The organism is Maribacter vaceletii, assembly GCF_003634105.1.
Classification (GTDB): Bacteria; Bacteroidota; Bacteroidia; order Flavobacteriales; family Flavobacteriaceae; genus Maribacter_B; species Maribacter_B vaceletii.
Genome location: NZ_RBIQ01000009.1, coordinates 81760 through 106024, shown reverse-complemented (window position 1 = coordinate 106024; position 24265 = coordinate 81760). Strand labels below are relative to the sequence as shown.

General features: G+C 32.2%; 15 protein-coding genes. 10 read left to right on the top strand and 5 right to left on the bottom strand.

Going from position 1 to position 24265, the window contains the following annotated elements:
* Positions 1 to 8: 8 nt before the first annotated feature.
* Genes CLV91_RS11350 through CLV91_RS11330 form a run of 5 tightly spaced genes read right to left on the bottom strand, consistent with a single transcriptional unit; the run spans position 9 to position 5031 of the window.
* Entirely contained in the window at positions 9 to 797 is a 789-nt protein-coding gene (locus CLV91_RS11350; RefSeq protein WP_121068027.1) for a 2-keto-4-pentenoate hydratase, read from the bottom strand.
* Between the two features lie 14 nt (positions 798 to 811).
* Positions 812 to 1153: a 5-carboxymethyl-2-hydroxymuconate Delta-isomerase gene (locus CLV91_RS11345; protein ID WP_121068025.1), complete on the bottom strand. Its 342-nt coding sequence runs from the start codon at positions 1151 to 1153 to the stop codon at positions 812 to 814.
* Positions 1154 to 1179: 26 nt separating this feature from the next.
* Complete coding sequence (locus CLV91_RS11340) at positions 1180 to 2517, bottom strand: GntP family permease (protein WP_121068023.1); 1338 nt, start codon at positions 2515 to 2517, stop codon at positions 1180 to 1182.
* An 18-nt stretch (positions 2518 to 2535) separates the two neighbouring features.
* A complete protein-coding gene (locus tag CLV91_RS11335; RefSeq protein WP_121068021.1) occupies positions 2536 to 4260 on the bottom strand; it encodes an IlvD/Edd family dehydratase in 1725 nt (574 codons plus the stop codon).
* Between the two features lie 3 nt (positions 4261 to 4263).
* Positions 4264 to 5031 carry a 2-keto-4-pentenoate hydratase gene (locus CLV91_RS11330; protein WP_121068019.1) on the bottom strand — a complete coding sequence of 256 codons (768 nt, stop codon included), beginning with the start codon at positions 5029 to 5031 and terminating at the stop codon, positions 4264 to 4266.
* Positions 5032 to 5532: 501 nt separating this feature from the next.
* On the opposite strand from CLV91_RS11330, the gene CLV91_RS11325 reads away from it, so the two are divergent.
* From CLV91_RS11325 to CLV91_RS11280, 10 genes are all read left to right on the top strand, one after another.
* A complete protein-coding gene (locus CLV91_RS11325; protein ID WP_121068017.1) occupies positions 5533 to 7101 on the top strand; it encodes a sugar porter family MFS transporter in 1569 nt (522 codons plus the stop codon).
* A 17-nt stretch (positions 7102 to 7118) separates the two neighbouring features.
* Positions 7119 to 9104 carry a glycoside hydrolase family 127 protein gene (locus CLV91_RS11320; RefSeq protein ID WP_121068015.1) on the top strand — a complete coding sequence of 662 codons (1986 nt, stop codon included), beginning with the start codon at positions 7119 to 7121 and terminating at the stop codon, positions 9102 to 9104.
* 160 nt (positions 9105 to 9264) lie between these two features.
* Positions 9265 to 10947, top strand: a complete 1683-nt coding sequence (locus CLV91_RS11315) for a sulfatase (protein ID WP_121068013.1) — start codon at positions 9265 to 9267, stop codon at positions 10945 to 10947.
* Between the two features lie 11 nt (positions 10948 to 10958).
* A complete protein-coding gene (locus CLV91_RS11310; protein ID WP_121068011.1) occupies positions 10959 to 12455 on the top strand; it encodes a sulfatase-like hydrolase/transferase in 1497 nt (498 codons plus the stop codon).
* A 165-nt stretch (positions 12456 to 12620) separates the two neighbouring features.
* Positions 12621 to 16688 (top strand): hybrid sensor histidine kinase/response regulator transcription factor, encoded by a 4068-nt coding sequence (locus CLV91_RS11305; RefSeq protein ID WP_211333216.1) that lies wholly within the window; start codon positions 12621 to 12623, stop codon positions 16686 to 16688.
* 206 nt (positions 16689 to 16894) lie between these two features.
* The gene (locus tag CLV91_RS11300; protein ID WP_121068007.1) at positions 16895 to 18367 is read left to right on the top strand and encodes a sulfatase family protein; all 1473 of its coding nucleotides are present in this window, start codon (positions 16895 to 16897) and stop codon (positions 18365 to 18367) included.
* Between the two features lie 30 nt (positions 18368 to 18397).
* Positions 18398 to 20212, top strand: coding sequence for an alpha-1,3-galactosidase-related protein (locus CLV91_RS11295; protein WP_121068005.1), 1815 nt, complete (start codon positions 18398 to 18400; stop codon positions 20210 to 20212).
* 1 nt (position 20213) lies between these two features.
* Entirely contained in the window at positions 20214 to 21116 is a 903-nt protein-coding gene (locus tag CLV91_RS11290) for a sialate O-acetylesterase (protein ID WP_121068003.1), read from the top strand.
* Positions 21113 to 22660 (top strand): sulfatase family protein, encoded by a 1548-nt coding sequence (locus CLV91_RS11285; RefSeq protein WP_211333215.1) that lies wholly within the window; start codon positions 21113 to 21115, stop codon positions 22658 to 22660. The genes CLV91_RS11290 and CLV91_RS11285 overlap by 4 nt, the downstream gene beginning before the upstream one ends.
* Before the next feature lie 11 nt (positions 22661 to 22671).
* Complete coding sequence (locus tag CLV91_RS11280; RefSeq protein WP_121068001.1) at positions 22672 to 24222, top strand: sulfatase; 1551 nt, start codon at positions 22672 to 22674, stop codon at positions 24220 to 24222.
* Positions 24223 to 24265 lie beyond the last annotated feature (43 nt).

The window sequence follows — 24265 nt, the reverse complement described above, 5'->3', positions numbered from 1 at the left end:
CCAGAGTTTTATAGATCACTAAATTTTACTGAAACACTTCCTAGTCCACTAATTTTGGTTACAACCTCATCACCAGGGTTTACTTTTGCCATAGGCCCTAAAGCACCTGATAAAATAACATCACCCGCTTTAAGTGGCCTCCCTAGTTTTGCCATAGTCTTAGCTAACCATAACGAGGCATTTATAGGAGAACCCATGCATGCAGCTCCTTTTCCTTCAGAAACTTTTTCGCCATTCACAAACATCTCCATTTCGCAACCAATAAGATCTAAGTTTTCTAGCTTAACAGGTTTGTGTCCTAGTACAAAATGACTTGCAGATGCATTATCTGCAATGGTATCGGTTATTTTAATGTCCCAATTAGCTATTCTACTGCCAACAATTTCAATAGACACTAAAGCATAATCTATTGCGGAAATAATATCTGCAGCACCTATTTGAGTATTAGATATATCCTTTTTAAGAACAAAAGCAATTTCTGCTTCAGCTTTTGGTTGCATTAATAAATTGAAATCCATTTCAGAACCATTCTCAATTTCCATATCATCAAAAAGAACTCCAAAATCTGGTTGGTCAACTCCTAATTGTTTTTGTACTACCACAGATGTTAATCCAATTTTACTACCAACAATTCTAGCACCAGATTTTCTACGTTTTTCGGTATTAATATCTTGAGTAGCATAAGCAGCTTCGATATCTTCAATACCTATAACATTTCTAATTGGTTCACAGTAATCCCCTGTTTGGGATGCTTTGAATAAGCGGTCTGCAATTTCTGTAATTTTATTTGTACTCATAATTAATGTAATCTTTATATCATTGAATTGTTAACGAATGTTGCTTTTTCAAACTCTCTTATGTTTATAGAGATTTTTGGCACATCAGGAAACATGTTTTTAAGTAAGGTCACTACGTTTTTTGAAAATATTTTTTTGTTTTCTAATGTTCGCCCTTCTAAAATATTAGCGAATATGTATATGAAATCATCTTTGGTTCCTAAAGTTGTATAGTGTTTATATGGAATTATTCTAACCATAACATTATTTTCAAAAGAATCTATAGCTGTTACAGTATTGTATATCTCTTTAATAAGGTTATCGGGGGATTTCTTATTTAAGATATTCTCGGAGCATTCAACAATTAAATGTGGCATTCTGTTTAGTGATTTAATTTATTTTCTTATTGTATAAATAATGAAGCTGTCCAAATGATTAAACCTGAAGTTAATCCAACAACTAAAGTTCCTCTGGTATATAATTTATAACCGGTTTTTGTATCAAAATTAGACATGGATGTAACCACCCAGAAACCGCTATCGTTGGCATGCGATACAACTGCAGCTCCAGCTCCGATTGCTAAAACAACCAAAACTTTTTGAAGTTCTGTATCAAAACCTAAAGTCCCTAGTAAAGGAGCCATAATTGAGGCTGTAGTAATTAAAGCAACTGTTGAGGACCCTTGTGCTGTTTTAATTACAGCGCATAAAAGGAAAGGTAAAATGATACCTAGGTTTAAACCTGATACCAATTCGGTGACAGAATTTGCCATACCACTGTTTTGTAATACAGTTCCAAAAATACCACCAGCTCCAGTTATTAAAAGAATATTCGAAGCCTCTCCTAAAGATTTGCCAATCCAGCCTGAAGCAGAGAACATTTTAACATCAAGTTTCTTAGGTAAAGTAAAGGCTAACAACATTCCTATTAATAATGCTATAACTGGAGTTCCTATAAAACTAATAAAATATAGAAATCCTTCTTTCATTGCTTCACTTCCCAATTTGAAATCTAAAACCGATTTACTAAGGATTAGTAAAATAGGAACAAGAATTGGTAAAAATGATTTAAAAGTACTCGGTGCATTTTTTAGTTTTTCCTGTACTTCTTCTTCAGAAACATCTGGGTTTGGGTCTATGTATGTTTTTTTGCCAATATATTTGGAATAAATAATAGCGACAATTAAAGTAGGTATACCAACCAATAAACCTGCTAGCATTACTAAGCCAACATCAGCCTTAAGTATTCCTGCAGCAGCAATAGGCCCTGGTGTTGGCGGAATTAATATGTGTGAAATAAATAATCCTAACTTTAATGCTACAGCAGTACCTGCTAATGACAGCCCTGCTCTTTTAGTTAAGCTTTTATTTAATGGAGCTAGAATAATGAAGCCACTATCAGAGAACACGGGAATGGATACAATAAAACCTGTTAAACCCATAGCCTCATGAACACGTTTTTTGCCAATTAATTTTAAGATAAGTTCTGATAATTTATAGGCTGCTCCAGATTTCTCAAGGAACGTACCCATAATGACACCAAGAATTATTACTAATCCAATTTTTCCTAACGTTTTTCCAAATCCACCATTTATAGATTCTACAATAGTTTCAAAAGCCATTCCAGAACATAGGGCAAAGAAAAATGCAGCTGCAAGTAGTGCTAAAAATGGATGAACATTAAGCTTTGCTGTAAGAAGGATAATAATGATAATACTAAAAATTAAAAGTAAAATAGTCATAAATAGAATTTATTAGTATTAGTTATCTTTTGAACCTCCAACGAGGAAATCTAAATCTGCTCCTAGATGAGCTTGTTGCACTGTATTTATAAATAAATTTGGATAACCTCGTTTTGCTTTAGACTCAGGAGCTATCCATTTATCTCTTCGCTTTTGTAACTCTTCGTCACTTATTTCCATATTTAGAGTTCGATTAGGTACATCTAGTATGATAGTATCTCCATTTTCAACTAAAGCTAAGTTGCCTCCAACAGCTGATTCTGGTGAAACATGAAGAATTACTGTTCCAAATGCTGTACCACTCATTCTACCATCAGATATTCTAACCATATCTTTAATTCCCTTTTTTAAGATTTTTTCGGGAAGGTCTAGGTTTCCAACTTCTGGCATACCAGGAAAACCTACTGGCCCTACACTTTTTAATACCATTACGCTAGTTTCGTCTATATCTAAATTAGGATCATCTATTTTATTCCTGAAATCGGTCATGTTTTCAAAAACAACTGCCTTTCCTGTATGAACTAATAATGATTCTGTAGCTGCTGAAGGTTTAATTACGGCACCATTCTCACATAAGTTACCTCTAAGAACTGCTATTCCAGCTTCTTTTTGAAGCGGATCTGACGGTTTATAAATAACATCATCTCTAAAGCAAATAGCATCATCATTATTCTCACCTAATGTATTTCCGTTTACTGTAATAGTATCATTATGAAGATAGTCCTTCATATAATTTAATACTACAGGTAGTCCGCCGGCATCGTAAAACTCTTCCATAAGATATTTACCAGATGGCATCAAATTAACTAAGAGTGGAATTTTACTTCCTAAGTCATCAAAATCTTGCAAGTTTAATGCAACACCAATTCTACCAGCAATGGCTTGTAAATGAATAATAAAATTAGTTGAACCCCCAATAGCTGCATTCACCACAATTGCATTCTCAAAAGCTTTACGGGTTAATATTTTAGATATTTTAAGGTCAGATTTTACCATTTCTACAATCTGTCTACCAGAGAGTTGTGCCATGGTTTTTTTTCTAGAATCTACTGCAGGAATTGCAGCAGCCCCTGGAAGAGTAAGCCCTAAAGCTTCTGCCATACATGCCATTGAAGAAGCTGTGCCCATTGTGGTACAATGTCCTTCACTTCTGGCAGAACAAACTTCAGCGTCCTTAACATCTTTTTGAGTAAATTCTCCTGTTTTTATTTTTTCTTTGAGTTTCCACACATAGGTACCGTTACCTATATTTTCACCCCTAAATCGGCCATTAAGCATAGCCCCACCTGGAACAACAATAGTTGGAATATCTACACTTGCAGCGCCCATAATGGTTGCGGGTGTTGTTTTATCACAACCTGTTAAAAGCACTACACCATCTAATGGATTAGAGCCAATACTTTCTTCAGCATCCATACTCATTAGATTTCTAAATAGCATGGCTGTAGGTTTTATTATAGTTTCGCCAGTACTCATTATAGGGAATTCTAATGGATAGCCTCCTGCTTCAATAATACCACGTTTTACAGATTCTGCAAGTCCACGAAGATGTGTATTACAAGGAGACAATTCTGACCAAGTATTACATATTCCGATAACAGGTTTACCATAAGTATCAGCAGGGAGTCCTTGATTTTTTCGCCATGCTTTACGGTGTACAAATCCTCCTTTGCCTCCTCCAGAGGGTGCAAACCACTTTTGGCTTCTTAATTCTTTATTATTATTATTATTATTATTTGACATTATTTATTTTGCATTAAAACTTAGATTACCTAAACTTCCAAAATTTGCTTCAATCGTATCTCCTGGATTAATAGCAATTGCAGAAGTTGCTGCACCAGCTAAAATGATCATTCCTTTTTTTAATTCTTGACCATATTTAAGAGATAAGCGAACTGCTTCTACAAGAGATTGAAGAGGGTTTCCTAATATAGCGTTTGAGTTACCAGAGGCTTCAATTTTTCCATTTGCTCCAATGGTAATACCTACATTTGAAATATCTGTATTTGGTGCATGCCACTCTCCAATGACATAACCAGATGATGAACAGTTATCAGCAATTACATCTTCTAGGGAGAACTTAAAATTTTTATATCTTGAGTCAATAATTTCGATTGCAGATGCTAATCCAGATATACAAGATTCCGCTTCCTCAATCGTTATAGTAGAGTTGATATTTTTTTTTAGTAAGAAAGCAATTTCAGGTTCTGCTCTCGGATGAATAAATTTATCTAAGTTCATAATACCTTTATCTTGAATTTCCATGGTATTTGTGAGTCTTCCCCAAATCATATCGTGAACACCCATTTGTTCCATTTTGGCCTTACTTGTAAACCCCATTTTTAGGCCTGTTAATTTTTCGCCTCTAGCTAATCTTAAATTGATACTTTCTGCCTGAATAATGTAGGATTCATTCAGTGATATTTTTTCAATAGTACTTACTTGTATTGTTGGTTTCGAATCTCTAGCAGCATTATCTAAGATGATTGAAAGTTTTTTTGTTTTTTTCTCCATTTTACAAATGAACCAAATTTAGTGTGCTGTTTGTACTTGTTATTTACCTTTGGCTTAACTTATTTTACCATGTAGTATATTTTTGTTTGAAAAAGTGTTAAATCTATGTGGTATTGTTATTTTGTTAATTAATTGGTTTTTATTCGTAGAGGTTTTTTTTGATACTATGTTTTTTTTGCTATTATCTTTATATGACTGTATTTTAACTTAAGGTATATTCGGTGCAATAATCAAATAAATTTTTAATATTTTTTAAAAAAGTATTAGTGGTAAATTTTATAATGTATAAGAATTTGTAGATAATAATTAGAGTTGTTGGTATTATGTTTTTTTATCTGTAAGTCTGCGTAAATTTAAAAGGGTAAAATAGTTTAACTATGTGTTAACTCATAAGTAGTTTTATGTATGTTATTTTATTTTTTTTGTTTGTTGGAACAGTATGGAAAAGGTTAACTTATACGATTATAATGTGTTAATGTTAACTAGATTAAATTACAACTTATGAATTCAAACAAGAGAAATGCCTATGCTTATGCAACTATAGTTGCAATGGGAGGCTTTATTTTTGGGTTAGATGCTGCTCTAATTTCCGGTACGGTTAATTTTATTTCCAAAGAATTTTCACTAGACGCTATTCAATTAGGAATAGTTGTGGGAGCTCCAAGTGTAGGTGTTTTGTTGGCTTTATTTTTTGCTGGCTATGCTTGTAATAAGTATGGAAGAAAAAGAACTTTACAAATTGTTGCTGCACTTTATCTTATTTCTGCAGTCGGTTCTTCTTTATCTCCCAACTACTGGTCTTTATTGTCTTTTCGTTTTTTAGGAGGATTAGCATTTAGTTCTATTTCATTAGCATCTATGTATATAGGCGAAATTGCACCCCCAAAATTAAGAGGAAAACTAGTGACTATGATTCAGATAAATATTGTATTGGGTTTATCTGGAGCTTATTTTATTAACTATTTAATACTTCAATTAGGAAGTTCAGATGCTTTATGGGTAAGTAGTCTAGGAATTAATGAACATACATGGAGGTGGATGCTGGGTTCAGAGATTCTTCCAGCTTTATTGTGGTTAGGTCTTTTACTTTTTGTTCCTCGTAGCCCTGCTTGGTTATTTTATAACGGAAAAAAGGAAGAAGCAAAGAGAACTTTATTAAAATTATTACCAGCTAATGAGGTTGATACGCAATTACTGGCAATGGGAGAAAGTTTAGAAAAAAGCACAGATGATAAATCTACTATAGCGCAAGTAAAAGAGATTTTTGGAAAATCAATGCGTGTAACAATGATTATTGCTATGACTTTGGCAATTGCACAGCAAGCAACAGGTATAAATGCTATTTTGTTTTATGCGCCAACTGTTTTTGAACAATTAGGAATGGGGACAGATGCTGCTTTTATGCAAGCCATTTGGATAGGAGTAACAGCATTGATTTTTACAATATTAGGACTTTTATTAGTAGATAAAATAGGGCGTAAACCCTTAATAATTGGTGGAATGTTATGGATTGTTATTAGTCTAGGAATTTCTTTTTATGGTTTCCAGACAGCAAAGTACACCTTAACCCAAGATGCTATTTCAGAAATTGTGGATTTACCTAATAAAGAAAGATTAAATACTTTAATAGGTGTTACTTATGATAGTGATATTGCTTTTAAATCGGTAGTTATAGAGTCTTTGGGGAAAGAGGACGCTAGGAATTATTCTAGTATGTTAATTCAGAAATCTGCAGATATGAATGCTATTTTAATTTTAATTGGAATCTTGAGTTTCATTGCGGCATTTCATTTTTCTATAGGACCTATAATGTGGGTTTTATTTTCGGAAATATTTCCAATTGGAATACGAGGAACTGCAATTCCTTTTTTTACTTTAATAACAAGTACGGTAAGTTCTTTTGTACAGGTGTTGTTCCCAACACAATTAGAAACAATGGGTATTAGTAATACGCTGCTTTTTTATGCCGTTACAGTATTTATAGGAATGTTAATCTTGTATAAATTTCTTGTAGAAACCAAAAATATGAGTATTGAAGATATACAATTAGCCCTGCATGCAAAAAAATAAAATAATAGTATAGGATAATGAAAATTAGTAACAATCATAAAAAAGCAATAACGAATACCTCAGAAAGTCCATATGTAAAATTAAAGAGTATAAATTTTGGCGATTGTAGATGGAGTAATGGATTTTGGGCAAATAAAGAAAATGCTGCGGCACAAATCATGGTACCGTATATGGGAGATGTTTTATGTGGTGATGTTGGTCATGGGCTAAACAATTTTAAAATTGCTGCAGGAGAAAAAGAAGGGGAACATAAAGGCTTTTATTGGCATGATGGAGATTTCTTTAAGTACATGGAAGCATGCATGTATATCTATTCTTTAACTAAAGACGAAGTTCTATTAAAAAAGTTAGACGAGTATATTGAGTGGATAGGTAAAGCTCAAGAAGAAGATGGATACATTCATACCCATATACAAATTACTGAAGGTGCAGAAAGGTATTCAAATAGGAAGTATCATGAAATGTATAATTATGGGCATTTATTCATAGCTGCTAGTATACACTATCGCCTAACAGGGCAACGAAACTTTTTAGATATTGCTATTAAACAAGCAGATTTGTTATGTGTATATTTTATGCCAGATACCAAACACTACCAACGTTTTGGATTTAACCAAACTCAGATTATGGGATTAGTTGAATTATATAGAACTGTTAGAGATGAGAAGTATTTAAAATTAGCTGAAAAATTCATTAATAGAAGAGGAACATTCAAAATAGAAGACCACTCTACAACAAAAGATTATCCTATTGGAGATATGGTACAAGAACGTACACCATTAAGAGAATCTAAAGAAGCTGTAGGTCATGCTGTTTTAGCTTTATATTATTATGCCGGCGCAGCGGATGTATATGCTGAAACTGGAGAAAAATCTTTACTAGAAGCTTTAGATAGGTTATGGGAAAATGTAACAGGTAAAAAAATGTATGTTACTGGAGCTGTAGGCCAAGCACATTATGGAGCATCTACTAGTTTAGATATGATCGAGGAAGGTTTTATTGATGCTTACATGATGCCTAACATGACAGCATATAATGAAACTTGTGCAAACCTTTGTAACGCAATGTTTAGTAATAGGATGATGGCTTTAAAAGAAGAGTCACGTTATGCTGATATTATAGAATTAGTATTATTTAATAGTGGTTTATCAGGTATTAGTATTGAGGGGAAGGAATACTTCTACTCAAACCCATTAAGAATGGTTAATGGTGCTAGAGATTATGAAGCACATGCAGATGTTACAGAAAGCCCTGTAAGGCAGGCTTATTTAGAATGCTTTTGTTGTCCTCCTAATTTAGTAAGAACTATTTGTAAAAGTTCTGGGTGGGCGTATACATTATCAGAAAACGGAGTTGTAGTGGTGTTATTTGGGGGGAATACCTTAGATACCAATTTATTAGATGGTTCTCCATTAAAGCTAACTCAAGATACAGATTACCCTTGGAAAGGTGTTGTTAAAATTACAGTGGAGGAGTGTAAAGCAGAACCTTTTGATGTGAAAATAAGAATTCCAAAATGGGCTATAGATAGTACTTTAAAAGTAAACGGGGAGGATACTGGTGTAGAAGTTGTTCCAGGAACTTTTGCAGTAATTAATCGGGAATGGAAAGCTAGCGATGTTATTGTTTTAGATATGCCTATGGAAATTAAGTTAATTGAAGGGCATAACAGAATTGAGGAAACTAGAAATCAAATAGCAGTTAAAAGAGGGCCTATTGTTTACTGTGTTGAAACTCCGGATTTACCAGAAAATACTTCTATTTTAGATGTGTATATTAAGGGAGATGCTGAATTAGTAGCAGAGCATAAGCCAGGTTTCTTAGGAGGAGTAACAGTAGTAAAAACTGAACTGCACATAAGAGAAGATAAAAATGATGAAATGTATAGAGCTGTAGTAAAGCCAGTTTTAAAATCATATAAAACACAATTAGTCCCATACTTTTCTTGGAGTAATAGGGGGCAAGCAGAGATGACTGTTTTTATGCCTGTTATTTGGTCTTAAGAGTATTTATGTTTTTGTTTAGTAAAATAATAAAAGATAATAAGTATAAAGGTAAAATACTGTTACTATCTGGTAATTTATATAAAACTAACTTTTAATAAAGTTAAGAACTTTGATGAGGCTTTTTTTATAGAGCCTCAATATATCAAAATATAATAGTATGCAAGTTGTAAATAATAGTTATTGTAAACATTTTTTTTTCTTTTTTATTGGATTAATTGTAGTTGGTTGTCAAGAGAATAAAAAAACTGTTGTTACAGAAAAGAAAAAGCCAAATATTCTTTTTTTGGCTATAGATGATTTAAGACCAGAAATAGGAGCCTATGGTTCAGAAATAGCTATTACACCAAATATAGATAAGTTGGCATCTGATGGATTATTGTTTAACAAAGCATATTGTCAACAGCCAATTTGTAGCCCATCCAGAGCAAGTTTAATGACAGGGGCAAGACCAGAAACTATTAATGTTATCGAAAACTGGACTTATTTTAGAGAAGCAAACCCTGATATTGTTACATTACCACAGCATTTTATAAAAAATGGATACGAAGCTGTTCATACTGGTAAAATTTTCCATAAAGATAAATGGTCAGATGTAGGCAAATCATGGAGTAGAGAACCTGCTTATGATAAAATGACAATAAAGAAAAGTAATGCTCCTGGTGGTTATGCATTAAAAGAAAATCAAGAATTTTCTAAAAAAAGTACTGCAGATGTAATTGCTAAATATGGTAAAAATGCACCTAGAAATGGCTTAGGTAAAGGGCCAGCCTATGAAAAAGCAGATGTTCCAGATTCTTTTTATGAGGATGGTTACAATGCGGAATTGGCAATAGCTACGTTAAAAGATATGTTGCAAAAAAATCCAGATAAGCCTTTCTTTTTAGGTATGGGTATGAAAAAACCACACTTAAATTGGTTAGCACCAGAGAAGTATTGGGATTTGTATGATCCAGAGAAGATTCAATTAGCGACAGAACCTGATGGACCTAAAGATGGTGCTACTATGGGGTTGCATCCTTCTTTTGAGTTACGTGCCAGATATGGTATTCCTAAAAAAGGCCCTATTAATAATGAAATGGCAAGAACGCTTAAACATGCCTATTTGGCTTGTGTAAGTTATATAGATGCGCAAGTAGGTTTAATGATAAATGCTTTAGAAGAAGCTGGAGTAAGAGATAATACTATTATTATTCTGTGGAGTGATCATGGATGGCATTTAGGAGATATGGGAATTTGGGGAAAAGCAACTAACTATGAGATAGCGACTAGAGTACCTTTAATAATTTGGACTCCAGACATGGCAAAAGAAGTGCGAGGTAAAAAATCTGATGCTTTAGTTGAGTTGGTCGATATGTATCCAACATTATCCGAATTAGCGGGGTTAGATTTACCTAAGCACATAGAGGGTCAAAGTTTTAAGCCTTTATTGACTAATCCTAACCAAACTTGGAAAACAGCAGCTTTTAGTCAATTTCCTAATCCGGCATTAAGAGAATGGGCTGCAAATCCGTTATCTAAAGGAATGAGAGAAACTTATTTTGGACCTTTAATAGAAGAGGTAGAAGGAAAAATTAAAGAGCAGCAAAAAGATAAATGGGATAGAGAATTTTTTGAAAATAGGTTAATGGGCTATGCAATGAGAACGCAGCAGTATAGATTTATAGTTTGGAAAGATTATACCCAACCAGAAAAAGAACCTTTGTTTATAGAATTATATGACCATAATGCAGACCCTACAGAAACTATTAACATAGCAAACGACAACCCAAATTTGGTAAGTAAACTGTTATTGCAATTTAACAAAGGTTGGAAAGGTAATATGGCTACAGTAATAAAATAATTAGGATAAGAATGAAACTATTTAAAAAAATTAACAGTGCTCTACTAATGGTATTATTGCTAACTGTTAGTAGTTGTAAGGCACAATCAAGTTTTATTAATGAATCTAAAAAGCCTAATATTCTAGTAGTCTTATGTGATGACCTAGGGTATGCAGATGTAGGTTTTAATGGATCTACAGATATTATAACTCCAGAGCTAGATAATTTAGCAAATAATGGAGTGGTATTTACATCGGCTTATGTTGCACATCCATTTTGCGGACCAAGTAGAGCATCATTATTAACAGGGCGTTATTCACAGGAAATTGGAACGCCATTTAATTTGCATAGCAATTCTAGTAAAAATAATGATGACAATATGGGAGTTCCCTTAAAGGAAACCTTTATGTCTAAAATTTTACAGAATTCTGGTTACTATACAAGTGCAATTGGTAAATGGCATTTAGGAGCTGCTCCTAAGTTTCACCCTAATAAAAGAGGATTCGATAATTTTTATGGTTTTTTAGGTGGCGGACATAATTATTTTCCAGAGCAGTATCTAAAAATTTATGAGAAACAACTTAAAGAGGGAAATAAAAATATTAGAGATTATTATTTGCCATTAGAACACAATAATAAGGAAGTAAGAGAGACTGAATATATTACAGATGCCTTGTCTAGAGAAGCTGTGAATGATATTAAAATTGCATCAAAAAAAGAAACACCTTTCTTTATTTATTTAGCATATAATGCACCGCATGTGCCATTAGAAGCAAAAAAAGAGGATTTAAAGAAATTTGCACATATTCAAGATAAAGATAGGAGAACATATGCAGCCATGGTTTATGCTGTAGATAGGGGTATGGGGAGTATTGTAAAAGCCTTAAAAGAAAATAACCAATATGATAATACATTAATTGTTTTCTTAAGTGATAACGGAGGTAATTTTGATCATGGAGCTAATAATTATCCGTTAAAAGGATCAAAAGGAGACGCTTGGGAAGGTGGTTATCGTGTACCAATGTTTTTTCATTGGCCAAATAAAATTACAAAAGGAAAAAAGTTTGATTTTCCAGTATCCTCTTTAGATTTATATCCAACTTTTGCAGGTTTAGCAAAATCTAAATTGCCAAATGCTAAAATACTAGATGGAAAAGATATTATGCTAAATGTTTTAGAAGATACGGAACCATATAAGGATGAAATGATTTATTGTTTACGTTACCGTCATGGACATTGCGATGTAGGTGCTAGACAAGGCGATTGGAAAATTACACGTGTTGGTAATGAGCCATGGAAATTAACCAATATTACTACAGATATTGGAGAAAAGAAGAATGCAGCAAGTAGGTATCCTGAACGCCTTAATGCTATGGTTTCTAAAACAAAAGAGTGGACAAAAAGTTTTATTACTCCATTATGGTTTTATTCTGCCAAAGATGAAGAAATGTGGAATGATGGCAGAATGCCTAGTTACAACGAAACTTTTGAAGTTTCTAAGTTAATTCAAAAAGCATCCAAGCAATAAGTTTATGAAACTTAATATTTTAATCTCTTCCAGGTAACTTGATCATGGTTTTTAAATCTGTTTAGCTATTTTTACAGTTAATTGTAAGCAAATAGTACTTTTATGTCTTTGGTAAAAAAAGCTTTTTTTTGTTTTGTTTGGTTGGTGTTACTAAGTTTTAATTATGTGACGTCTCAGGATGAAAAAAGATTAAAGTTTGACCAAAATTATACCCTAACAGATGGTTTGGAACACAATGGTGTAACTTCTATTCTAGAGGACTCTAAAGGGTATTTATGGTTTGGAACTTATGAGGGGCTTAATAAATTTGATGGTTATGCTTTTAAAGTGTATAAAAATTCTGTAGGTCAAGAAGTTTTGGCTAGTAATAGAGTAAGAACTATTACAGAAGATGTAAAAAATAATATTTGGATAGGTACAGATAATGGTATATCTGTATACAATTATTTAGAAGAAAAATTCACTACAATTTATTCTAATAGGAATATTAACAAAGGGGTTAAGGGGCCTATTATTAGAAAAATATTAGTTAATAAAGAAGCGAAATTAGTTTATTGTTTAACAGAAGGTAGCGGTATATTAGTTTTTACAGAGGATTATAAGTTTTCTGGACATTATGAAGTTCCTAAGGAGGATAAAAATATTAGGATAGATTTTTATGATGGATTAAAAATAAATAAAAGAACATATTTACTTACAACTTCTAACGGCTTATATTCCTTTGATTTAAAAACTAATGTATTTACTAAAGTTTTAAAAAATAAAATAAAATATTGTAATTCAATAGTAAAAGTAAGTAGTAGTAATTTAATAGTTACCACTAATTTAGGTGTTGTTCATTTAACTTTTGATAGAAATATAAAAGGAGAGGTTAGTTATAAATTTAAGAAGCGAAAATTTATAAACGAAGGCTTTAATAGTTCTTCTTTAGACCCATTAGGGAATTTGTGGTTAGGAACTTTAACCAACGGAATTATTCATATTACTAATGTAGAAAGGTTTCTAAACAACAAACCATATAAGATAGCTACTTTTAATGAAAAAGATAATGTTATAAGAACAAGTGCAATAGCATCTAACATTAAAAGTGGTTGTTGGGTTAGTACATTTAATAATGGTATATATAAATTTAATTTAAGAGAAACACCTTTTAAAAAGTATCATACTAAATTAAATTATCCTTTTGGCCCATTATCTAATAATATAACTTCTATTACTAAGTTTGAGGATAATAAAGTGCTATTAACGGCAAATAGAGGAGGTGTAGTACTTTTCAATATAGAGAAAGAAGAATTTGAACCACTTCCTTTTTTTATGCCTAATAAATATTTAGTGAGAGGGTCTCATATTTATGTAGATTCTAAAAAATGTATCTGGTTAAAAATAGCTGGTATAGGAATATTTAAAATTAAAAAAGGTAAAGTAGTAAAACTAGAAAATGATTTAATAGACATTAAAGAACCTGGACATGTTAGGTTAATTAAAGAAGATATAGAAGGTAATATTTGGATAGTAAACACAGAAAGTATTTATAAAATATATTTAGATGATAATAGAGATATTTTAAAAATAGAATCTCTCTACGATAATCCTTTTTTTAATAAAAACAAGCCCTCACTTTTTAGAGCATTATTTCTAGATCCATTAAAAAAATATATTTGGATAGGTACAGATGCAGATGGTTTATATAAACTAAAATTGAATAATGACAAGTCTCTTGAAAACGCAGAGGTAAAACAGTATATTAATATAAAAGGAGATGAAAATTCTATTTCTAGTAATTTTGTTACTTCTATTTTAAGACTCCCAAATAAAGAGTTATGGTTGGGCACAGAAGGAGGAGGTATATGTAAGATAGAAAATGAAGCAGCAGATTTAAAGTTTGTTTCTTTCACAGAAAAAGACGGCTTGTCTAATAATGTCGTAAAAGCACTAGTTGCAGATGACGAAAATTTATGGGTAGCAACAAATAAAGGGCTCAATAAATTAGATGTAACTAATCGTGTGGTTAGAAATTTTAGTATCTCTGATGGTTTACCTTTTGAAGATTTTTGGTACGTAGCCTCTATGGTAAATAGTAAATCTTTGTTCTTCTCAGGAGTAAATGGGTTTTGCTATTTTAATAAAGATGAACTTCCTAAAAAAGAAAGTTTACCAATTTTACAATTAGAATCTTTAAAGATTTTTAATAAAAAAATAATTCCTGGAGATACCATAAATGGTAGAGTTTTACTAAATAAAAGGCTAAATGAACAGAAAGAAATAAATTTAAAGCACGATGAAAATGTATTTTCTATAGATTTAGCAAGTCTTCATTTTTTAAATCCCAAAAACCATCATTTAAAATATAAATTATTGCCTACAAATAAGGAGTGGATAGAAACATCATCTGATCAAAAATCTTTATATTTTAATGGACTTCAGCCAGGAGAGTATGAGCTTAGTGTAATGGCTTCTAATTCGTTAAATGACTGGACTGCTTCTAAGAATATTAAAATAAATATAGCGCCACCATTTTGGAAAACTATATGGGCGTATTTATTATATCTACTAGGTATACTTTTAGTTTCATATATAGTAGTATTAACTCTATTAAAAATACAGTCTTTAAATCATAAAGTTGAGATTGAGCATTTAGAAATAGAGAATGTAAAAGAAATTAATAAAGCAAAACTTCGTTTTTTTTCTAATATATCTCATGAATTAAAAACTCCATTAACATTAATAGCAAGCCCTGTAAATATTTTGTTAGAAAGATATAAAGGAAATAAAGATGTTAGTGATAAACTTCAGCTAGTTTTAAGGCAATCTAGAAAGATTAGACAGTTAGTAACTCAAGTTCACGATTTTCAAAAATCTGAGGCTAACCTTTTAAAAATGAATTATTCTAGATTTAGTTTTAATGCGTTTATAGAGGATTTAGTGAGCGACTTTAAGTTTATGGCAGATAGTGATAAAAAGAAACTTACTGTCATTAGTCCAGGAAATGAAATTTTTATTTCTGCAGATAAAAATAAACTAGAAAAGGTTTTAAATAATCTACTTAGTAACGCCTTTAAATATACAGAGCCAAATGATTCTATTACAATAGATTTTAGAAGTGATGATAAAGATTTAATACTAAGTGTAAAAGATACCGGAAGAGGTATAGATAAAGAAGATTTAGAACATGTGTTTAAAAGATTTTATCAAACAAAAAGGCAAAAAAATATAAATCTCGGTGGTTCTGGTATTGGTTTAGCTTTTACAAAGAGGTTGGTAGAAATGCATTATGGCTATATATCTGTAGAAAGCGAAATAGATAAAGGTACGGATATGAAATTGGTACTTCCTGTAGTTAAGCAAGATGGAGCTTTAGAACAAGAAGAGAAAGTAGAAATAATTTTATCTGAGGAGAAAAAATTTGAGTTTAACACTCAAATTGTGAAAAACAATACGCAAGAAAAAGTTCTTTTAAAAGAAGATTACTCCACCGTTGTTGTTTATTTTGTAGAAGATAATTTAGATATGCGTGTTTTTGTGACCGATGTTTTAACTCCTTATTTTAAAGTAAAACCATTTAATAATGGAAAGGAATGTTTAAATGCGATGGAAGATGAATGGCCAGATATTATTCTTAGTGATGTACACATGCCTGAAATGAACGGATTACAACTTTGCAACAAAATAAAATCGGATATGAAAACTAGTCATATCCCAGTAATCCTTTTAACTGCTTTTACAAAAATAGAAGGTCATATTCAAGGGTTAAGAGATGGTGCAGATGCTTATATTACAAAGCCTTTTAGTGTACCTTTTTTAATAACACAAATAGCTATGTTATTAGAAAATAGGAAACAGTTAAGAGAGCGTTACCAAATAGGAATTCCCCTAAATAAAGACAATAATAAGAACAACAGAAATGATAACGCCTTTTTAGAAAAGTTATATAATTTAATGGCAGAAAACCTAGATAATCAAGATTTAGATATTAATACATTTGCAAAGGAACTTTACCTCAATAGGACACATTTTTTTCAGAAAGTAAAATCTTTAACCAATCAGACCCCTTTTGAACTCTTAAAAGGGTATAGACTTAAAAAAGCAGGGGAATTAATATTAAACAAAAATGTTTCTATAAATGAAGTTTATGTAATGACAGGCTTTAAAAGTAGAACCCATTTTAGTAAACTTTTTAAAGAAAAATTTGGAGTTTCTCCAGGAAAATATTCAAATTCTATTAGTCCTGATTAATGATTTTGTAAATAGTTTTTTTTATGGAGCTGTAAAAACACAGCTCTTTTTTTTTTGATGTTAAAGTAAAAAGAGTTCTGTAGACCCTTATAAACTATATTTATGTTATATATGTACGTATAGATACATAAACTGTACTGTTAGGTACTCTTTTTGCTTTAAAAAATGCCTACTTTATGGTGGTATAAAATATCAAACCAAAAGCAATGAAATTATTTACTTCTAAACTACTATTTCTTACAATTGTAATTATAGCTTTCTCTAGTTGTGAAAAGAAACCTAAAGAGAACAAACCTGAAAAAAATATAGCGTCTAAACCAAATGTTATATTATTCGTAGCAGACGATCATGGTACAGATGCACTTGGTTGTTACGGGAATAAGGTGATACAAACACCTAACCTAGATAAGTTAGCATCGGAAGGCACTCTTTTTAATAATGCATATTGTACAAGTGCAAGTTGTGCCGCGAGTAGATCCGTAATTCTTTCGGGAAAATATGGTCATGCAACTGGTTCGTATGGACATGTGCACGATTACCATCATTTTAGTACGTTTGATTCTGAAACGTCCTTACCTCTAATAATGGAGGAAGCTGGGTATGAAACAGCTAGGATAGGAAAATACCATGTGGCACCAGAAAAAGTATATCATTTTAATACTGTTCTAGAAGCGGACCCAAGGAATACTGTGGAAATGGCAGATAAATGTAAAGATGTTTTAGCATCTGAAAAACCGTTTTTCTTGTACTTCTGTACAGATGATCCCCACAGAGGACATCCTTTTGAACCTGAACAATGGGATACTCCAAATAGTTTTGGTAACAAAACAGAAGGATATGCGGGAGTGGAAAATATAGTATATGATCCTAAAGATGTTTTGGTTCCTAGTTTCTTACCAGATACAAAACAAAGTAGAGAAGAAATTGCACAGTATTACCAGAGTGTTTCTAGAATAGACCAAGGTTTTGGTAAATTAATGAAAATGCTTAAGGATACAGGGAAAGATAAAAATACGGTTGTAATTTATATTTCAGATAATGGAATGGCATTCCCAGGAGCAAAGACTACGGTTAGTGAACCGGGTATAAAACTGCCATGTATTATAAAAGACCCTACGAACGGAGTTAAGGGTATTGCTAATGAAGCAATGATTTCTTGGGTAGATTTAACTCCAACAATCTTGGATATGGCAGATATACATTATGATAAGGAACAATTTCATGGTAAATCTTTTAACGCCATTGTTGATAAAACGAAACCAGAGGGCTGGAACGAGATTTATGCATCGCATACTTTTCATGAAATTACTATGTATTATCCAATGCGTGTGGTACGTAGCGGAGATTATAAATTAATATGGAATATTGCTTGGAGGTTAGAGTATCCTTTTGCATCAGACTTGTGGGCGTCTTCTACCTGGCAAGGGATTTATAGAAATAAAATAGAATATTTTGGGCCAAGAAAAGTAGAAGACTATTTATTTAGACCAGAGTTTGAACTTTATGATTTATCTAAAGACCCAGATGAAAGAAATAATTTAGTTGGGAATAAAGATTTTGAAGAAAAATTAGAATCCCTAAAAACCAAACTTAAAGGTTTTCAAAGAAAAACAAAAGACCCTTGGATGATTATGTGGGATCATGATTCTTCCATTCAAGGAACAGGAGTTAATTTATAAAAAAACGTATAAAACAGAATTAATAATTATATGAAAATTAAAACTTACGCAATCCTATTTTTAGCAATTGTTAATGGGCTAAGTGTTTATAGTCAGGAAATAATTGATATTAAACATGCCAATGGAGATATGACAATGCTTGTCCGACAGGCCATAGAAAATGCAAAAGGAAAAGATATAAAATTAGTATTCGAGAAAGGGGAATATACCTTTCTTACGGATTATGCTATTGGGAAATATCTTTATGTTACTAATCACGGTAATGGTTTTAAAAAGATAATATTTTCTTTTGATGGTTTTAATTCTGTAGAAATTGAAGGTAATGGGTCTGAGTTTATTTTTAGAGGACAAACAGCTCCTTTTGTTTTTGAAGGATGTAATAAAATCGATGTAAAAAACCTTACCCTAGATTGGGATATTCCTTTTAGTTTTCAAGGAGACGTTATAGCTGTAAATAAAAAAGAACAGTGGTATGATTTAAAACCTTATACAAACGGTTATTCTTGGAAGCTTTCTAAAGGGCGCATAGTTTTTCCAAATATTAATCATTTTAGCTTTACCTCCTTAGGGAGTTCATTACCTCATAATAAAGAAACAAAGGCTGTAGATTATGGAGCATGGGACATGTCTTTAAATTCTAATTATGTAGAGGAATTAGCTAACGGGAATCTTCGTTTTTATGATAAAAATGTAAAACATTTTCCCAGAGTAGGGTCGGTTTTACAATCCAAAGGAGATAAAAAAAACAATAGATATGCTCCTGCCTTTTTGGTGCGTAACTCTAAGAATATAACATTTAATAATGTTATAATTTACCATGCTTTAGGGATGGGTTTTTTGTGTGAAAGGTCAGAAAATATAGAGATACTCAATAGTGGTATTTATATTAGAGAAGGCTCCGATAGAGTAATATCTATTATTGCCGATGCTACCCATTTTGCAAATTGTAAAGGAGATATTTTAATAGAAAAATGTCGTTTTGAAGGTATGTATGATGATGGTACCAATGTGCATGGTACCTATGTGTTGGTCGATAAAATTATAGACAGAAAAACTGTTCGTGTTAAATTAGGTCATGATCAACAAATGGGGTTTGAATTTGCAGGCACTAAAGACGAAATATGGTTTATTAAAAACCCAGATCCAAGAAGAAAAGAAATAAATGTGGTAGCTAATGTTACTGTTATTAATGATTATTACTCAGACATAACTTTTGTAAATAGTATTCCAGAAGATTTAAAGAAGGATGATATTTTAGAGAACAAAACTTGGAACCCGAATTTTACGATGCGTAGTAATATTATTCGTGATCATAGGGCAAGAAATATCATTATAAAAACGCCAAAGAAAATCATAATTGAGGATAATGATTTATCATCCATGATGTCTTCTATAATGTTAAGAGGAGAAACATTCTATTGGTTCGAATCTGGAAACGTGGAAGATGTAGTAATCCGCAACAATAGATTTAAGCATTGTGCTTATGGAGGATCAGAACATGCAATATTAAAAGTCTCGCCAAGATTAGCTAAAACTTTTGATGTTACAATTCCTTATGATAGAAACATTGTTTTTGAAAATAATAGGATAGAAACTTTTGACAATAGAATTATTTGGGCAGATAGATTAGATGGGTTAATTGTAAGAGGTAATACAATTATACAAACGAATACCGAAAAACCGAAATACCCCGACGCTTATATGTTCGATTTAATCAATTGCAAGAATGTAGAAATAAGCAAAAATGTTTATAAAGGTAATTCTAAGAATGGAATTAAAACAGACGAAGCATCGGCTAAATCATTAAAAGTAAAAAGGAATAAAGGGTTTAGTCAAAAATTTTAAGATGTATAAAAAATCGTCACTTATTATTTTAGTAGCAGTATTCATGCAGCTAAGTTGTAAGGTTAAAAAGGATAAAACCTCTTATGTAAAAGATGAGGTTCAAGTAGTGTTATTGGCTGGACAATCTAATATGGCTGGCGCAGGAAATTATGATGAACTAAGTGAAGAGCTTAAAGCTAGAATAGCTAAGGTGTCACATAGAGTATGGGTTAGTCAATCTAATACATTGCAAAAACCTTTGAGTTTTTATGATAATAAACCAAGTGAAAAATACAATTTTAAAAAGCGATTTGGTCCAGAATTATTTGTAGGGTTAACCTTGGCAGAAGCATACCCTAATCAAGAGTTTTTATTAATAAAAGAGGCTAAAGGTGGTACAGCACTTTATGGTGCTTGGAACCCAGAATGGACTCTGGAAAAAACAAGAGAAATAGAAAAAGGCGAAGAAAAACAAAGTTGGAATTTATGCGATATACACATAAATAGTATAAAAGAAAATTTGATAAATCTTGATCAAAAAAACAAAACACATCATTTTTTTGGAATGGCTTGGATGCAAGGGGAGAATGATGCTCGGTTAAAGGTTTCTATTAATAGCTATGCGGAGAATTTAAAAAAGCTAATTAGAAAATACAGGACTACCCTTAATGTTGAGAAGTTACCTTTTGTGGCTGGACAAATAAATTCGCACTATGGCATGGAGGGCGGGGTTCGTATAATAAGAAATGCCTTTTTAGAAGTTGCTGCTGAAGATGAAAATGTTTTGGTAGTAGAGACTAAAGAGAATAGTCCATACACAGATTTTCCAAAACATTCGGATAATGTCCATTATAATACAGAGGGGCAAATTAGGCTGGGAACTATTTTTGCTAATAAACTTATAGAATTACAAAATCTAAAATGATAAAGAATAAAAGCACCATGAGTAATTTAAAGAAATTTTTGGGCCTATTGGTTTTTATGGTCTTACTATCTGGTTGTAAATCAAAAGAAACGGTTAATGCTAGGAAACCGAATGTTTTATGGATTGTAGCTGAGGATCTTTCTCCTTTTATGGGGTGTTATGGAGACTCTGTTAACACAGGGCATACGCCAGTAATAGATAAACTAGCCAATGATGGTGTTTTATTTACACGAGCTTATGCAACGGCACCAGTTTGTTCGGCCAGTAGGTCGGCTTTAATTACTGGAGTTATGCAAACCACTACCGGAACGCATAATCATAGATCTAGTAGAACAACAGATGGAGTGATTGTACCCAAAGAGTTGCGAATAAATCTTCCAAATGGCATGAAGACTATACCAGAACTTATGAAAGATGCTGGCTATTTTGTTTTTAACTCTGGTAAGGACGATTATAATTTCCATTATGACCGTAAAGCTTTGTATGAGGTAGGTAATGAGAAAGATTACAAGCCAGGGATGAATGGTTGGCAAGGAAATAAAGCGGTTAATTATATGTCTGTTACCGATGGGGTTTGGAGTGCAAGAAAAGATAAAAATCAACCATGGTTTGGGCAAGTACAAATAATGGGAGGAAAAAAAGATGCTAAATACGTTCGTGAAGGTGAAAAATTAGCAGATAATGATGTTCCTTTACCTTCTTATTTTCCGAACATTCCTTCGCAAAGAAAAGCTTGGACAGAGCATTATAATGCTAATAGAGGGTCAGATGTTACTGTAGAAAAAATAGTAAAGCAACTAGAGGCAGATGGCGAATTAGAAAACACGATTATATTTTTCTTTTCCGATCATGGTAGCAATTCATCATTGAGGCATAAACAATTTTGTTATGAAGGCGGAATGTTAGTTCCTTTGATGATAAAAGGAAATCATCCGGCTATACAAGCGGGTACCGTAAGTGATGATTTAGTTTCTCTTTTAGATATTTCCGCAACTACTCTGGCAATGGGCGGGGTTTCTTTATCTAAGTATTTAGACGGTCAAGATTTATTAGCGAAAGAATATAAAGCTCCTAAGTATGTTGTTGGAGCTAGAGATCGTTGCGATTATACAATAGATAGAATACGAACGGTAGTATCTAAAGATTACAGATATATACGTAATTACTTTCCTGAAAGACCAATGTTACAAGCGGGTTATAGAGATAATAAACCGATAGTAAAAGATTTTAAAAAATTACATGAAGAAGGTAAATTAACTTCATACCAAGAAGAGCATTGGTTTGGCACACGACCAACAGAAGAGTTATATAATTTAAAAGCGGATCCAGAACAAATAAATAACCTAGCAGCTAAATCTAAGTACAGTTCTATTCTTTTGGAGCATAGAAAGGAATTAGAGAATTGGATAGAAAAAACAGATGATAAAGGGCAGTATCCGGAAGTTGCAACACAACTTAAAGCTACATACGACATGTGGAAAGATAGACCTAGGTTCCGAGATGCAAAAGTAAACCCAGAGTATGATCAATTTAAAAAGAAATAAGATTTAAGTGTATGAAATATCAAATATCAAGATTTCAATCTATATGTTTTATTTTAATAGTTGTCCTACTAGGTTCCTGTAAAACAACATCGAAACAAAAAAAGATAACGCAGAAGCAAAAACCAAATATTGTTTTTATTTTGGTAGACGATTTAGGGTATGCAGATGTTGGGTTCAATGGTTCTACTTATTTTGAGACCCCCGGAATGGATGCTTTGGCTAAAGAAAGTTTAGTATTTAATAATGCTTATATGTACCCTACCTGTTCTCCTTCTAGAACAGCAATTTTCACAGGAAAACAATCTTTTAGAACCGGAATTTATACGGTGCCAGTGTTGGAAAAAGGAACTGCAAAAGAAAATATCTTTTCGCGATGGACGGTAGGAAGAGAACATCCTATTTATGCAGAACCATTAGCTGAAGCTGGTTATAAGGCTATTCATATTGGAAAATGGCATATTGTAGGGCCGTACCCAAATGAAGAATTAAAAATGGAATTTCCGATCCAACAAAAACTAAAGCAACCAGACCCGGGAACTTATGATTGGGCGGAAATTCATAAAACACCAGAAGTGCAGAAATACTATCCAGAAGGGCGAGGATTTATAAAAAATGTTGCAGGAACATATAGAGGAGACCCAGCGCTAGAAGTTGGTGGGTATAAAAGTATTAGTGGTGGGTATTGGGCACCGTTTAACAACCCATTTATAGAACAAAAACCTACAGATAATTGGCTAACCGATAGATTAACAGATGAAGCAATTGAGTTTATAGACATTCATAAGAAAGAGCCTTTCTTTATTAATCTAAATTACTATGCAGTACATGCTCCAGTAAGAGCTCGTAGTGAAAAATTGCTTAAGAAATACCTAGACAAACCTGTAGATTCTATTACAGGGCAGGGAATTGCAGATAAAGAAAAAAGAAGAGAGCACTATGCTGGTTATGCTTCTATGGTAGAATCTGTAGATGATAATATTAAACGAATTGTAGCATATTTAGATGCTAATGGATTAAGAGAAAATACCATGATAATTATAACATCAGATAATGGGTATAATGGCGGACAAAGTAAAAACGATTTATTAAGAGGATCCAAAGGTTATATTTATGAAGGAGGAATTAGAGTTCCTATGTTGGTTAATTGGCCAGGGAAAGTAAAAGCTAGAAGAACCAATACAGCTGTAAGCTGTTTAGATTTTTTTCCTACCTATTTAGATGTGAGCGGAATTAAAGATTATAAAGGAGAATTAGATGGTAATTCTATTACTCCTTTATTTCAAGAAGATACTACGGACTTAAGCTCTAGGCCATTATTTTGGCATGTTGCTAGTCAATGGAAGCATGGTACATGTTCCGTTATAAGAAAAGGAGATTATAAGTTGATACAGTTTTTGGCAACGGGTAAAGTAGAACTTTATAACCTTCTAGATGATCCAAAGGAAGGTAATAATATAGCAGAACAAGAAGAGGAGATTACAAAGAATATGTTAGATGAACTTTTAGCTTGGCGTGATGAAAATAAAGTGCCATTACCACCAAATTCTCCTTTAGATAAATAGTTTTTAGTTTGACAATATAGTTAAGAATAATTTTAATGTTGCT